Annotated in this window: 10 protein-coding genes; 3 read left to right on the top strand and 7 right to left on the bottom strand. The window is 63.9% G+C overall.

The annotated features are described in order from the left end of the window. The first annotated feature begins 144 nt into the window (after window positions 1-144). The gene (locus L0Z65_RS00220; RefSeq protein ID WP_405109649.1) at window positions 145-1,143 is read left to right on the top strand and encodes a Gfo/Idh/MocA family protein; all 999 of its coding nucleotides are present in this window, start codon (window positions 145-147) and stop codon (window positions 1,141-1,143) included. 83 nt (window positions 1,144-1,226) lie between these two features. Here L0Z65_RS00220 and L0Z65_RS00215 read toward each other — a convergent pair whose 3' ends face one another. From L0Z65_RS00215 to L0Z65_RS00200, 4 genes are all read right to left on the bottom strand, one after another. Further along, complete coding sequence (locus L0Z65_RS00215) at window positions 1,227-3,737, bottom strand: FAD-dependent oxidoreductase (RefSeq protein WP_405109646.1); 2,511 nt, start codon at window positions 3,735-3,737, stop codon at window positions 1,227-1,229. Between the two features lie 643 nt (window positions 3,738-4,380). Then, the gene (locus L0Z65_RS00210) at window positions 4,381-5,784 is read right to left on the bottom strand and encodes an FAD-binding oxidoreductase (RefSeq protein ID WP_405109643.1); all 1,404 of its coding nucleotides are present in this window, start codon (window positions 5,782-5,784) and stop codon (window positions 4,381-4,383) included. A gap of 122 nt (window positions 5,785-5,906) precedes the next feature. After that, window positions 5,907-7,670 (bottom strand): gamma-glutamyltransferase, encoded by a 1,764-nt coding sequence (ggt, locus tag L0Z65_RS00205; protein ID WP_405109640.1) that lies wholly within the window; start codon window positions 7,668-7,670, stop codon window positions 5,907-5,909. Window positions 7,671-7,739: 69 nt separating this feature from the next. Then, entirely contained in the window at window positions 7,740-8,726 is a 987-nt protein-coding gene (locus tag L0Z65_RS00200; RefSeq protein WP_405109637.1) for a 2-hydroxyacid dehydrogenase, read from the bottom strand. Window positions 8,727-8,998: 272 nt separating this feature from the next. Between L0Z65_RS00200 and L0Z65_RS00195 the strand changes: the two genes are divergently transcribed. Next, complete coding sequence (locus L0Z65_RS00195) at window positions 8,999-9,484, top strand: SH3 domain-containing protein (RefSeq protein ID WP_254683533.1); 486 nt, start codon at window positions 8,999-9,001, stop codon at window positions 9,482-9,484. A gap of 12 nt (window positions 9,485-9,496) precedes the next feature. On the opposite strand, the gene L0Z65_RS00190 is transcribed toward L0Z65_RS00195, so the two are convergent. From L0Z65_RS00190 to L0Z65_RS00180, 3 genes are read right to left on the bottom strand one after another with little or no spacing between them, the layout of a single operon-like run. After that, window positions 9,497-11,716: an ATP-binding protein gene (locus L0Z65_RS00190; protein WP_405109634.1), complete on the bottom strand. Its 2,220-nt coding sequence runs from the start codon at window positions 11,714-11,716 to the stop codon at window positions 9,497-9,499. Then, entirely contained in the window at window positions 11,692-12,108 is a 417-nt protein-coding gene (locus L0Z65_RS00185; RefSeq protein ID WP_405109631.1) for an AAA family ATPase, read from the bottom strand. Before L0Z65_RS00185 ends, L0Z65_RS00190 begins: the two co-directional genes overlap by 25 nt. Continuing rightward, window positions 12,105-13,238 (bottom strand): exonuclease SbcCD subunit D, encoded by a 1,134-nt coding sequence (locus tag L0Z65_RS00180; RefSeq protein WP_405109628.1) that lies wholly within the window; start codon window positions 13,236-13,238, stop codon window positions 12,105-12,107. The genes L0Z65_RS00185 and L0Z65_RS00180 overlap by 4 nt, the downstream gene beginning before the upstream one ends. A gap of 191 nt (window positions 13,239-13,429) precedes the next feature. Between L0Z65_RS00180 and L0Z65_RS00175 the strand changes: the two genes are divergently transcribed. Further along, the gene (locus L0Z65_RS00175; RefSeq protein WP_405109625.1) at window positions 13,430-14,110 is read left to right on the top strand and encodes a GntR family transcriptional regulator; all 681 of its coding nucleotides are present in this window, start codon (window positions 13,430-13,432) and stop codon (window positions 14,108-14,110) included. Window positions 14,111-14,148 lie beyond the last annotated feature (38 nt).

Below are 14,148 nucleotides of genomic sequence, written 5' to 3'. Positions count from 1 at the left end.
CATCTACGGCGAGGCGCGTGATCTCTTGAGGCCGGAACTTGCCGCTGTCTTGCAATGGAACTAGGGTCGACCCTTCGCCGCGACGCAACCCGCGCTGGTCGCCTGTGACGCGCGCGCACTCAGATCCAAGACATGAAGGTTACAATGACACTGAAATGGGCAATTATCGGCACCGGATTCATCTCCAACAAGGCGATTGACGGCATCAAGGCAAGCGATGGATCGCAGCTTCATAGCGTGTTTGGGCGACAGCCAGATCTGGTTGCAGAGTTCCAGACACGTCACGATATTCCCCACGGTCAGACCGATCTGGATGCGGTGCTGTCCGACCCGGAGCTGGACGCGATCTATATCGGGTTGCCGAACCATATGCACCATGTCGTCACCATGAAGGCGGCGCAGGCCGGACTGGCGGTGCTGTCAGAGAAATCACTGACCACAACCATGGCCGAAGCCGACGCACTGCTGGGCGCGGTCTCGGATGCGGGGACGTTTTTTGTCGAGGGGCTGATGTATCTGGCACATCCGTTGCTGGCGCGGTTTGTCGAGGTTCTGCGCGATGGTCGGCTTGGCGCATTGCGTAGTATCAACGGGTATTACTGCGCCGATATCTGGCAGGTCGTGAACCCCAAGGGCATGGGAACGCTCTATAATCTGGGCTGCTACCCAGCTTCGTTGCTACAGCTGACAGTGCAGACGATGTGTGGCGAGGACGCATTTGCACAGCGCCAGCTGCACGGGGTCGGAAATCTCAATCAAGATGGCACGATCTGCGATGCGGCCTGCACGGTGCGGTTTGATAACGGCGTGTTGGCCACCTTGCACTCAACCGATTCCTACGGGACCGGCAATGGTTTCACAGTGATTGGTGACAATGGCATCCTGAGTTTTGAGACCAACCCCTGGCAGCCGGTCGGAGGCCGCAGCACGCTGAAGTGGTCGCCATTTGACGGGGACGCGGAACTGATCCACGTCGAGGATCCCCATGACGCGTTTTATCACCAGACCAAACTGGTGGAACACCATGTCTCCCGTGGCGATCGCGAAGCCGCACGACCCTCTCCCCGGCATCGCGACAGCCGAGAGATCATGGCCTTCCTCACAGATTGGGAAGCCAGCGCGCGCGCCGCGCTCGCCGACTAAGGCGCGTATTTTTTTCTGATGAAAAAGCCCCGGCACATTGGCCGGGGCTTTGTTGTTTTAGTCTGCGCAAAAGAACCGGGAGGTCACCCGTTCTGGCGGATGGTTTCGTTCTTCGGATCGTAGGGGCTGTCGCAGGTGACGACCGCATCCCACAGCTTGTCCTGCATCTTGACCTTCAGCTTGGTGCCTTCCACCGCGACGTCGGGCTGTACATAGCCCATGCCGATGGATTTTTCGAAGGCCACCGAATAACCGCCAGAGGTCAGGCGGCCAACGCGGGTGGTGCCGTCTTCAGCATAAAGCGCCTCGTGGCCCCAGGGATCAGCGTCCGACGGACCGTCGATCAGCAGGGTGCAGCATTTGACGCGGACGCCGGTTTCAACCAGTTTGTCCTTGCCGTGGAAGTCTTTCTCCAGATCGACAAAGCGCGGCAGGTCGGCTTCCAGCGGGGTCGCGTCGCGGCCCAGCTCGTTGCCGAAGGCGCGGTAGGATTTCTCCTGACGCAGCCAGTTCTGGGCGCGCGCGCCGACCAGCTTCATGCCGTGCTTCTCGCCCGCCTTTTCCAACAGATCGAACAGGTAGTTCTGCATCTCGATCGGGTGATGGAGCTCCCAGCCCAGCTCACCGGTGTAGGCCACGCGGATCGCATTGACCGGGCACATGCCCAGTTCGATCTGACGGGCCGACAGCCAGGGGAAGCGCTTGTTGGACAGTGCGGTTTCGGGGTCGGCATCCACGATCACCTCTTTCAGCACATCGCGGGATTTGGGCCCTGCGATGGCGAAAACGCCCCACTGGGTGGTGACATCCTGGATCTCAATGTACCCGAATTCCTCCATCTTGTCCTCGGCCGCCTTGCGCAGGAAGTCGGCGTCATACTCGGTCCAGGCACCGGCGGAGACGAGGTAGTAGTTGTTCTCGCCATTGCGCACGATGGTGTATTCGGTGCGGGTGGTGCCAAAGGCGGTCAGCGCATAGGTCAGGTTGATGCGGCCAACCTTCGGCAGTTTGTTGCAGGTGAACCAGTCGAGGAACTGGGTCGCACCGGGGCCTTTGACGACATGTTTGGTGAAGGCGGTTGCATCCACCAGACCCACACCTTCGCGGATCGCCTTGGCCTCATCCACAGCGTGCTGCCACCAGCCGCCGCGGCGGAAGGAACGGCTCTCTTCGTCGAAGTTGTCGGGGGCATCGACAGGGCCGAAATAGTTCGGGCGTTCCCAGCCGTTGACCCAGCCAAACTGTGCGCCGCGTGCTTTCTGGCGGTCAAACGCAGGTGCTGTGCGCAGCGGGCGGGCTGCCGGGCGCTCTTCATCCGGGTGGTGCAGGATGTAGACGTGCTCATAGCACTCTTCGTTCTTGCGGGCCGCAAATTCGGTGGTCATCCAGTTGGAGGAGTAGCGTTTCGGATCGAGCGACGCCATGTCGATCTCGGCCTCGCCGTCCACCATCATCTGCGCCAGGTAGTAGCCGGTGCCGCCCGCGGCAGTGATGCCGAAGGAGAAACCCTCTGCCAGCCACATATTGCGCAGGCCCGGGGCCGGACCCACCAGCGGGTTGCCGTCGGGGGTGTAGCAGATCGGGCCGTTGAAGTCGTCCTTGAGGCCGGATTCGGCGCAGGAGGGCACACGCTCGGCCATCGCCATATACTGATCGGCAATCCGGTCCAGATCCAGCGGGAACAGGTCGGCGCGGAAGCTGTCTGGCACGCCATGCTCAAAGCGTGCAGGTGCGCCGTGCTCATAGATGCCAAGGATCCAGCCGCCGCGCTCCTCACGGGCATAGGATTCGTTGTCGGCGTCGCGGATAACCGGGTGTTCAGGGTTACCGGCTTCGCGCCATTTGACCAGCTCGGGGTCCTTGTCCATGACGATGAAGGTGTGCTCAACCGGGATCGCTGGCATTTTGATGCCCAGCATCTTGGCGGTGCGCTGCGCGTGGTTACCAGAGGCGGTGACGACATGCTCGGCGGTGATCACGACTTTCTCGTCGCTCTCAATCAGGTTGCCGCCCTTCTCAACCATCTTGGTGCAGGTGACTTCCCAATGGGTGCCATTCCAGTGGAAGTCGTCAGCCTGCAGCTTGCGGTGGATCTCAACGCCGCGCTGACGGGCGCCCTTGGCCATCGCCTGGGTCACATCGGCGGGGTTAATATAGCCATCTTCGGTATGGTAGATCGCACCTTTCAGGTCGCCAGTCTCAATGAGCGGCCAGCGTTCCTTGATCTGATCCGGGGTCAGCCATTCGTAGTCAACATCGCAGGTCTCCGCGGTGGAGGCATAGAGCATATATTCATCCATGCGATCCTGAGTCTGCGCCATCCGCAGGTTACCCACCACGGCAAAGCCTGCGTTGAGGCCGGTTTCTTCCTCAAGGGTCTTGTAGAAATCGACCGAGTATTTGTGAATATGGGTGGTCGCATAAGACATGTTGAACAGCGGCAGGAGACCCGCCGCGTGCCATGTCGAACCGGAGGTCAGCTCGTCACGCTCAATCAGCATGACGTCGTCCCAGCCTGCTTTGGCAAGGTGATAGGCAATCGAGGTGCCGACAGCGCCGCCGCCGACGACCAATGCTTTGACTTGGGTTTTCATGGGCCCGCTCTCCGGAAAATGATGACTCGTTTGCAGGGAGTTATGCCCCGCCTGCAGATTTTGCGCCAAATCCATCCGACCCAAAACATGACAAAACCGACCTAGCGTCGCCCGGAATGCAGGTTTCTGCCCGCCCCCTGTCGGTTTTCGTGGTCATGGCCCCGATTTGCCGCTTGGGTTTGCACAGCCCGCGATGCGCATGGCTTTGGTCCGGTCGGGGCACTGCCCTGCCGGAGTATCGTTCTCTTATACCCTGCTGCGGCCGTTTGATCGGTGCTGCTATACGGCCAGAATAACGAACAATAAGAAGTGGCGGCGCCGCCGGAAGCGGAGGTGGGACGGGGCAATCTGCCCCGCACGCTGATCGTCGGTTGTGCGTGCCCCTGCCAAGGGCCCTGTTCCAAAGTGCCGGGGATGTCAGTCCCGGCGGTGATCGCGATCAGCTCAGATCATGACAGTTTCAGATTGGGCAAAGGTAAGCCCACCGTGCGGCGGCTTCGCAACGGGCCGCCTTCTGCTCCTGCAAGGGCAGCGCCGTGAGTATTTCAGGAAAGGTGACAGAGCGAGGTCCGTCCTGTCACCTTTCTCTAAATACTCAAATTCCGACGTCAGACTGGCGCGCTGTGCTGTCGGCAGGCAGACCTCAAATCTCCAGGATCTTGCCGGGATTGAGGATATTCTCAGGGTCCAGTGCCGCCTTGATCGCGGCCAAATAGCGGGTGGTCTCGCCCAACTCTTGCTTGAGATAGGGGCGTTTGCCCTGACCGATACCATGTTCCCCGGTGCAGGTGCCCTCCATGGAGATCGCCAACTCATTCAGCCAGCCGACGTAGGCATCGGCGGCCTCCCGTTCCGCGTCGCTGTCCATGTCGATCAGCAACAGCGCGTGGAAATTGCCATCGCCGACATGGCCGACCATCGGCGCAAGGAGACCCATCTCCTCGGCTTTCGCGCGCGCGGCGCTGACACAGTCGGCCAGTTTGGAGATCGGCACACAGACGTCGGTGGAAATCCCCTTGGCGCCGGGGCGCAGCTGCAGGCTGGCCCAATACATATCATGGCGTGCCTGCCAGAGCTTGCTGCGCTCCTCTGCGGTGGAGGTCGCCGCGATATCAAAGCCACCGAACTCCTCCGCGATCTGGGCGAAGATCTCCGTCTGTTCCACCACGCCGGCATCCGAGCCGTGGAACTCCAGCAGCAGGAGCGGCATTTCCGGCAGATCGAGGCCGGAATAGGCGTTGGCGGCGCGCACGCTCATGGCATCCAGAAGTTCGATCCGGGCCACCGGGATACCGTATTGGATGGTCATCATCACCGCGCGGCAGGCGTCATCCACGCTGCGAAAGGCACAGCGGGCGGAGCGGATCGCCTCCGGGATGCCCTGCAGGCGCAGGGTCAGCTCGGTGATCAGGCCAAGGGTGCCTTCGCTGCCGACCAGCAGGCGGGTCATATCATAGCCAGCCGAGGATTTTTTCGCCCGCTGCGCGGTGCGGATCACACCGCCGTCCGCCATCACCGCCTCAAGCGCCAGCACATTGTCCTTCATCGTGCCATAGCGCACCGCATTGGTGCCGGAGGCGCGGGTCGCGGCCATACCGCCGAGCGAGGCATTGGCGCCAGGATCAATCGGGAAGAACAGCCCCTGATCGCGCAGGAATGTGTTGAGCTGCTCGCGGGTCACCCCCGGCTGCACCACCACATCAAGGTCTTCGGCATGGACGGCAAGGATCTTGTCCATCCGCATCATATCCACGCAAATGCCACCGGCGGGGGCGTTGACATGGCCCTCCAGCGAGGTGCCGGTGCCATAGGGTATCACCGGAACGCCGTAGTCGGCGCAGGTTCTGACGATTTCCGCCACGTCTTCGGTGGAGGTCGGAAAGACCACCGCATCCGGCGGCTGATTGGTGATCCAGGTGGTGGTGTGGCCATGCTGTTCGCGGATCGCCTGCCCCGTTTGCAGCTGTTCACCAAAGCGTTGTTTCAACACGTCAATCGCCGCGTTGATACCGGCCTCGTTGCGCGGCAATGTTGTGGCCTGAACCATGGCAGCCTCCCTCTGGAAAATTCACCCGGCAACCATAGGCATCACGCCCTGAGGTCAGCAATACCCAGAACCCCGTAGCGCTGGTGCTGCCCGGCCATCGGACCAGGCAGCAGCAGATGATGTTACCCGCCCAGGGCGATGCCTTCGCGGCGGGGATCTGCGCCGCCTTTCAGCCCGTCCCCGATCTCGATCACATGCAGACCGGAGGTCAGGTCGCGGGCATTGACCTCAAACCCCATATCAGTGAGCGGCTGGGTCATATCCTCGGCGCCTGTGCCTGCCTCTACATCATAGGTGCCAAAGCGGTTCACCGCATGGGGCAGCGCCACGGCCTCTTGCACATCCATGCCCCAGTCGGCCCAGGCGATGATGGTCTTGGCGACATAGCCGATGATGCGGCTGCCACCCGGTGAGCCAACAGCCAGCGCCGGTTTGCCATCCTTCAGCACAATGGTGGGCGCCATGGAGGAGCGGGGACGTTTGCCCGGTTCCAGCCGGTTGGCAATCGGCACCCCGTCGCGATGGGTGCGGAAGGAGAAGTCAGTCAGCTCATTGTTCAAAAGGAACCCAGCCGCCATCAGCCGCGAGCCAAAGCCGTTTTCGATGGTGGTCGTCATCGACAGCACATTGCCATATTGATCGACGATGGAGATATGCGAGGTCGAGGGCAGCTCAATCGACTCGTCATCGGCCAGCAGCAACGCATGGTCGAACTCCGGCGCGCCTGCGTTCACCTCCGGCAGCGCGTCATCGCCGCTGAGCAGCGTCGCGCGGGTGTCGAGATAATCCTGCGCCACCAGCCCCTGTGTCGGCATCGGCACAAAATCGCTATCAGCCATGTATCGGCCCCGGTCAGCAAAGGCGAGGCGTGAGGCATCGCCTATCAGCCGCCAGGCATCGGGGTTCTCTGCGCCCAGTTCCGCCAGATCATAATTGCCCAGCATACCGAGGATCTGCCCAACCGTCAGCGCACCAGAGGAAGGCGGTCCCATGCCGCAGGCCTCATAGGCGCGATAGGTGACGCAGACGGCGGGGCGTTCCTTCACCTGATAAAGCGCCAGATCCATCGCGGATAGGACGCCGGGGTTGCCCTCGGCCTCGCGCACCGCACTGGTGATCGCCTCCGCTACGGGACCGGCATAGAACCCGCGTGCCCCCTCTGCTGCGAGGCGGCGCAAGGTGTCGGCGTAGGCGGGGTTCTTCAGCGTGCTGCCCACCACCAGCGGCGTGCCATCGGGCAGGAAGTAATCGGCGGTCTCTGACCAGCGCGACAGGCGGTCGGCATCTTTTTCGATCAGACCGGCCAGCCGTGGCGAGACGGCAAAGCCATCTTCGGCCAGGTCAATGGCTGCGGTGAACAGGCCGGGCCAGGCGGCGCGACCCCAGCGCCGGTGCGCCGCTTCTAGCAGGGCAGGTGTTCCGGGGGTGCCGACAGAGCGGCCACCGACGACGGCATCGTAGAACTTGAGCGGCTCGCCTGCGTCATCCTGAAACAGTGTCGGCGTGGCTGCCAGCGGCGCGGTTTCACGGCCATCCAGCGTTGTCACCTCGCCCGTGGCTGCGTCATACCAGACCAGAAATGCCCCGCCGCCCAGGCCTGAGGATTGCGGCTCCACCAGCCCCAGAACGGTTTGCACTGCCACCATGGCATCCGCCGCAGTCCCGCCCGCGCGCAGAACCTCGGCACCGGCTGCAACCGCATGTGGATTGGCGGCGGCAACCATCCAGTTCTCAGCCTCGACCGGGGTGCCATCGGATTTGGCCTGAATCGCAGCGGCGACCGCGTCGCTGATCGCCGCGAACCCGGCATCTGCGGTTTCTGCCGCGCCCTCGGGTGCCACGGCGTCTGCCGCCTCCTGTGCCCAAGCGGGTGTTGCTGCCAGCAATATGCCGAGCCCAGAACAGATGTTTCATAACGTCGCCTCCCTCAAAAATGGCGGGCTGCGTCAGCAACCCTAGAGCATGGACGGCACGACCTGATCCGGTGGCCGGTGGCCGTCCTCGAATGTCTTGATATTCAAAAGAACTTTTTCGCCCATTTCCAGGCGACCTTCGAGCGTGGCAGACCCCATATGCGGCAGCAGCACGACGTTTTCCAACTCGCGCAGGCGCGGGTTGATGTCGGTGCCATGCTCATAAACATCGAGACCTGCCCCGGCGATCTCGCCGACGCGCAGCATCCGCGTCAGCGCATGTTCGTCGATCACCTCGCCCCGCGAGGTATTGACGATGACCGCATCGGGTTTCATCAGCTTCAACCGCCGGGCGTTCATCAGATGGAAGGTCGAGGGCGTGGAGGGGCAATTGATGGACAGCACATCCATCCGCGCCACCATCTGGTCAAGGCTTTCCCAATAGGTGGCCTCAAACCGGTCCTCAATCTCGGGGCGCAGGCGTCGGCGATTGTGATAATGGACCTGCATGCCAAAGGCACCGGCCCGTTTGGCGACCGCTTGCCCGATACTGCCCATGCCGAGAATTCCCAGACGCCGCCCGGCCAGACGCCCGCCCAGAAGAGCGGTGGGCGACCAGCCCTGCCAGTCCCCTTTCTGCATGATTGCCAGACCTTCGGGGATGCGGCGCACCACGGCCATGATCAGGGCCATAGCCATATCCGCCGTGTCATCGGTCAGGACACCCGGCGTGTTGGACACCAGAATGCCGCGCTGGCGCGCCGTTGCCACATCGATGTGATCGACCCCGGCACCGTAGTTGGCAATCAGTTTCAACCGGTCTCCGGCCTGTGCCAGCAAGGCGGCATCAATACTGTCGGTCACCGTCGGCACCAGCACATCGGCATCCTTTAGCGCGGTGGCCAGCTCGGTCCGGCTCATCGGTGTGTCGTCCTCGCGCAAGCGCACATCGAACAATTCGCTCAACCGGGTTTCCACCGGCTCCGGCAACCGTCGCGTTACGACAACACTCAGACGTTCTCTTGCCACTGCTGCTCTCCCTCGGCTTTGCAATCTCTCTGGCCTCATGGCATCGTGGCGCAGGACGCGGGCAGGCACAAGAACCATCCCGCGCCTCAGCCCATCTGACGCGGCTTTCTTTTTCAGACCACATGGTACCCGGACATCAGATCAGGGGCGGGTCGGCGAAAAACGCAGTGCATTCAGGTTGGTCAGGCAGGTAACAGGCAGCAAAAAGAAGAAGCGAGCAGGCAGTGAACATTTCGGCATCTTATCTGCGGTCCCGGCTGGCCGTGGTCGCCATGACCCTGATTGCAACAACCGGCGCGATGATCCCGCATGAAGGCGCCGCGCGAGATGAGCGCGGCCCGGTGACCAATCTGCCGCTGCCGCGTTTCGTGTCGATGAAGGCCGCTGAGGGCAATGTGCGCCGTGGCCCTTCCCTGACCCACAAGATCGACTGGGTGTTCAAACGGCGCGGCATGCCGCTGGAGATCACCGCTGAATATGGCCATTGGCGCCGGGTGCGTGATCGCGATGGCGCCGGTGGTTGGGTGCATTATGCGCTGCTGTCCGGTGCCCGGACCGTGCTGATCGAAGAGGACATGCTGACGGTGCACGCCCGCCCCGACAGCGGCGCGCCGGTCACGGCTGCCTTTGAACTGGGCGTGGTCGCGCGACTGGGCAAATGCGAGGTAAGCTGGTGTTCGATTTCGGCCGGGGGCTATCGCGGCTGGGCGCCCAAGGAGAAGCTCTGGGGCGTGGCCCCGGAGGAGCTGCGCGACTGAGCCATCAGGCCGTCAGTCGCGATCATCGGCGGGGCGGATTGCAAGGCTGGTGCCGCCAAGATCGCGAAAGCTCTTTTGCCGACAGGAAAACACCAGAATTTGCAGATCATTGGCCTGAAGCGTCAGCGCATCAAACAGCGCCTCGATGCGGGCATCATCGGTATAAACAAGCGCGTCATCCAGTATGACCGGGATGCCTTGGCCAGATTTGGCCAGCAACCGGGCAAAGGCCAGCCGCACCATCAGCGCCAATTGTTCCTGCGTGCCGCCTGACAGCTGGGTCAGCTGTTCCTCTGCCGCGCCGCGCGCCAACTGACTGGGCAGCACGCTGTCGGCATCGACCTGCACCTGCGCCTCGGGCCAGAGGCGACGCAGCAGCGGCGTCAGCTCTGCCATCAGAGGTCCCAGATATTGCGCCTGCGCGCCCGCCTGCGCGGCCTCCAGCGCCTGATCAAGACGACGCAGAGTGGCCACTTCGAACTGCAGGGCCTGCTGTCGGGCCTCCGCAACGGCCAGCTGGTCGGTCACCTCGGCCAGCTCTTCCTCAACCGCGTGGCTGGCATGGGCGCTGATGCGCGCATCCAAGACGGCCAGATCGCGCGCCAAATCCTGCAATCGGGTCTGTGCGGCCTCCACAACCGAGCGGGCCCGCTGACAGGCGGCGCGGGCCTGTTCCAGATCCGGGGCGGCAGCGATCAGGCGGGTATCTTCGGCCTGGGCCTCAGCAACGGTCTGATCCAAGGCAGGCATCTCGGCCCTCAGGGCGGCCAGCTCTGCTGTGGCAGATTCCGTCTCTCCGAGGGCCTGCGTGGCACGGTCGAGATCGGCCTCCGCCGCTTTGGCCTCGGCCAGGGCGCCATGTGCGGATTGCTGGGCGGCGCCCTCCTCGATGCGGGCTTTGGCGAGATCGGCCTCCGCCTGTGTCTGACCGGCCTCCGCCTCCGCCAGTGCCGCTTCCAGCGTGGTGCGATCCGGTAGCGGATCACAGGGGGGCTGCGGGTCGGCGCCACCGGGCAGGGCTGCAATCGCCGCAACTAGCGCCTCGCGCCCCTCGGGGGCAAGTGCGCGCTGGGTGGCTTCGCCTTCCTTCAGCCGGGCGGTGGCGGCAAGGCGCGCCTGATGAGCAGCGCGGGCCTGTGCCAATGTCTCAAATTCCAACTGACCAAGGGCCGTTGCCAGCGCGGTTTCGGCCTCGGAGACCGCCCCGGCGGCCTCACTGCGGGCAGGATGCAGCGTGACGGTGGCAAGGCCCGGAACCTCCAGCTCACCACCATCCGGCAAGGCAATCTCACCCCCCTCATCGAAGGTCTCACCGTTGAGGCGCAGCGTTGTGGCGCTGCCCGGCAGGTAGCGGACGCTGAGTGCCGCCGCAGAGGCGGTGCGGGCGTGCTGCGCCAGGGTGACAGCCTGGGCCAGATCCTCCAATTGGGCGAGCGCATCCGCATCAACGCCCTGCCCGGCTTGCTGGCGATCCTTGGCAAGACGTGCCTGAAGCGCATCAAACTGTGCCAGACGTTCGCTCAGCTCCGTGCGTCGCAACTGCGCCTGTTCTGCAGCCTCAGACCGCAGGGCGGCGGCCACGGATTTCCGCGCCTGGGCGACGCTTTCACGGGCCTGCCCTGCCCCACTCTCCGCCTCTTTCAACTCTTGGGCCGCCTGCGCGGCCTGCTCTGCGGCACTGTCGCGCCGCTTTGCTGCCTGCGTCAGGGCGGTGGTGGCGCGGGCGTGATCGGCAAGGCGTTCGGCCTGTGTCTCGATCCGCGCCGCCTGCCCGTCGCGTTGCAAAACAGCGAGATCAAGCGCGCGGCGGGCCTGTTCACATTTCTCGCGGTGACGTTCAGCAGCGGCCAGCGCGGTTTCGGCCTGGTTCAGCCGGGACTGGCGGGCCGCTGTTTCCTCCGGCGCAGCAAGCTCCGCCTGTTCGCGGCGCAGGAGGTGCCGCTGGTCCAGCAGCTGACGCAAATCAGCGACCTGCCCGGCCAAGGCATCGCGCTGCTCAGAGAGCGCGGCCACGCGGGCCTCCACCTCGGCGAGCGGGCCCCCCTTGCGCGCGCCACGGCTGGTGACCATGCGATCCAGATCGCTGCGCAGGCGGCGGCGCAGGCGTTCCATCTGCTGCCCGCCAGTCACGGCCTCGACCTCACCGCTGAGGGAGGACATCAGATCGCGCCGCGCCTCCAGCGTGTCCTTGGCGTCGGCAAAATCCGTCAGCCCCTGCCGCAGCCAGAGCATGCCGACCGGCCCGTCCTTGGGTGGCGCGATGAGGTCGCGCAGCCAGGCTTCCGCCGCGTCGGCCTGATGCAGGAGCCCCCCTCGCGCCAAATGCGCGCGGTGCCTTTGCCTGCTGATTTGGTAAAGCTTTTGGCGATGCGAAAATGACTGCCCTGATGGGTCAGCTCAACCTCGATCTCAGGGTCGCCACCCGCATGCGGGGCCAGCGCGCGCACCTCCTTGTCCCAGGATTTCGCATCCTTGAAGAACAGCGCATGCAGAGCGTCAAAGATGGTGGATTTGCCCTGCTCATTCGGCGCGCTCAGCAGGTTGAGACCGGGGCCGATGCCGGTGATTTCCACCGGATCGACAAAGCGGCGCACATTGGTCAGACGAATGGAGGTGAGCTTCATTCCGCGCCCTCCCGCACAGCGGCATAGAGCCGGTTCAGCGCGGCGGCGGCCACATCGCGGGCCTCCTCGCCGAGGGCGCTGTTCTGACTCTCAGCCATCAGGAGCTCAGCCGCAGCGCGCAGCGCGCCGGTGGTGGCAATCTGGTCCAGATCCTCGGCCCGGTGTTCAATGCGCAAATCATCCCCGTCGAGGCTGAGGTGGCAAAACGCCGGAGCCTGCTCTGCCACAAAACCCGACAGCTGCATGTGTTGATCTGCGGTGACCCAGCCGCGCGCGCGAATGCGGATCAGACAATTGGGCCAGTCCTGCGGATCATCCGGCAACGCCTCTCTGATGAGGGTGCCGATATCCTGCCCCGGCGCCAACTCAAGCGCGAGATCCTGCCAGTGGTATTGTCCCACCTCAACCGGGCGCAGCTGTGGCGGCTGGCCCGGTCCCGGCAGGTCCACCAGCAAGCAGCTGCCGCGCCCCGGATGTTTGAACCGATCCCGTTCCGGCGTGCCGGGGTAGCGGCTGTGGCCATTCAGGGTGAAATCACCGTGCCAATCCCCCAGCGCCAGATAATCCAGCCGAGCGCTACTGGCGCGGTTGGTGGCAATTGTCTCGGCCCCGTTCTGATCACGGTCGAAATCCAGCACGGCCCCATGGGCCAGACCGATCCGCAGATGTCCCTCCGGCGTCTCGGCGCTGTCCATCCAGATGGTGCGATCCTGTCCGGCGAAACGGCGCTCGCAGGGCGCGGGCAGCAGCGTGGCCCCGGGCGCGATCTCAACCGGCGTGGGCTGCATCAGCAGATGCACGTTCTGCGGCGCGTGGCGCGCCATTTCCGCCCAAAGCGGCTCTGCCGCGCCGCTGTCGTGGTTGCCGGGGATGATCCACCATTGCACCGGATCCGCTGCCGCCATTGCCGCCAGCGCCTGCCGGATCACCCGCGCCGACGGGGTTTCGGTATCAAACAGATCCCCCGCGATCAGCACATGGCCCGCGCCTTCTGCCGTCGCGATCCCGGCCAGCCGGGACAGGATGCCCTGCCGAGCCTGTTGCAGCGCGGCGCGGGTTTCCTCATCGAACTGGCCAAACCGCTTGCCCAGATGCAGATCAGAGGTGTGCAGCAGGCGCAGGCTGGTCATGCGGGGCAAGATCCTTCGAAGCGGTCGATTGAGTTGGGTGGATTGCAGGAGTGACAGAGCCGCGCCGGGGCGTCAACGCCGACCCGGCGCAAGCGTCGCAGGCGCGCGCGCAAAGGGGCGGGCGCCCCCATTGACAGAGGGGGACTGGCGCGGCAAAAATGTTGGATATTTTGCAAAATAGGGATCAAAGCATGTTTGGTCGACGCGCACAGTCGGAGGAAGACACGGTTGTTGCTGTGCTGGCCGCAGCGCTGCGGCGGGACATTTCCTTTGGTGTGCTGCGACCGGATCAGAAGCTGAAGATTGAGGCGCTGCGTCAGAGTTACGGCGGCTCCAACCACTCCATGCGCGAAACTCTGCGGATGCTCAGCGCCGAGGGGCTGGTGGAGGCAGCCGCCCAGCGCGGCTTTCGCGTGACCTCCGCCACCGAGGATGATCTGCGGGATATTCTGTTCATGCGGCTGGAGGTGGAGCGGCTGGGCCTGCGGTTGGGGCTGACGCGCAGCGATGTACAATGGGAGGGCCGGGTTCTGGCCGCCCACCATGCGCTGCGCCGCACCGAAGAAGCGCTGCTGAACGAGGCCAATGATGCGCTGGCGCTGGACTGGGATATGGCCTGCCGGAGCTTTGCCGCAGTGCTGGTGGAGGCCGCGCACTCGCCCCGGCTGTCGGATATACAGCTGAAATTCTATGATCAGTCGCGCCGGTTCCGTCTGGCGCTTCTGCGGGAGGGACGGTTGGATTTCGCCACCCGCGCAGAGCAACAACAGGCGCTGGTGGAGGCGGTTCTGGCGCGCAATACAGAGGCCGCCGTGACGGCGCTGGAGACCTATGTGACGGGTGACATGATGACAGGGACGAGGGGCGTCTGACGCTGCCACGAAGGAACCGCGGACGCTACGGGCCGGAT

Origin of the sequence: Phaeobacter sp. BS52 (assembly GCF_045040595.1) — a bacterium.
GTDB classification, from domain to species: Bacteria; Pseudomonadota; Alphaproteobacteria; order Rhodobacterales; family Rhodobacteraceae; genus Phaeobacter; species Phaeobacter piscinae.
This window is presented reverse-complemented; position numbering and strand designations above follow the sequence as displayed.

What these genes read in the sequence shown, in the direction of transcription:
- L0Z65_RS00220 (WP_405109649.1), top strand. Translation starts at nt 145, where the DNA reads ATGACACTGAAATGGGCAATTATCGGCACCGGATTCATCTCCAACAAG.
- L0Z65_RS00215 (WP_405109646.1), bottom strand. Translation starts at nt 3,737, where the DNA reads ATGAAAACCCAAGTCAAAGCATTGGTCGTCGGCGGCGGCGCTGTCGGC.
- L0Z65_RS00210 (WP_405109643.1), bottom strand. Translation starts at nt 5,784, where the DNA reads ATGGTTCAGGCCACAACATTGCCGCGCAACGAGGCCGGTATCAACGCG.
- L0Z65_RS00195 (WP_254683533.1), top strand. Translation starts at nt 8,999, where the DNA reads ATGACCCTGATTGCAACAACCGGCGCGATGATCCCGCATGAAGGCGCC.
- L0Z65_RS00190 (WP_405109634.1), bottom strand. Translation starts at nt 11,716, where the DNA reads ATGCTCTGGCTGCGGCAGGGGCTGACGGATTTTGCCGACGCCAAGGAC.
- L0Z65_RS00185 (WP_405109631.1), bottom strand. Translation starts at nt 12,108, where the DNA reads ATGAAGCTCACCTCCATTCGTCTGACCAATGTGCGCCGCTTTGTCGAT.
- L0Z65_RS00180 (WP_405109628.1), bottom strand. Translation starts at nt 13,238, where the DNA reads ATGACCAGCCTGCGCCTGCTGCACACCTCTGATCTGCATCTGGGCAAG.
- L0Z65_RS00175 (WP_405109625.1), top strand. Translation starts at nt 13,430, where the DNA reads ATGTTTGGTCGACGCGCACAGTCGGAGGAAGACACGGTTGTTGCTGTG.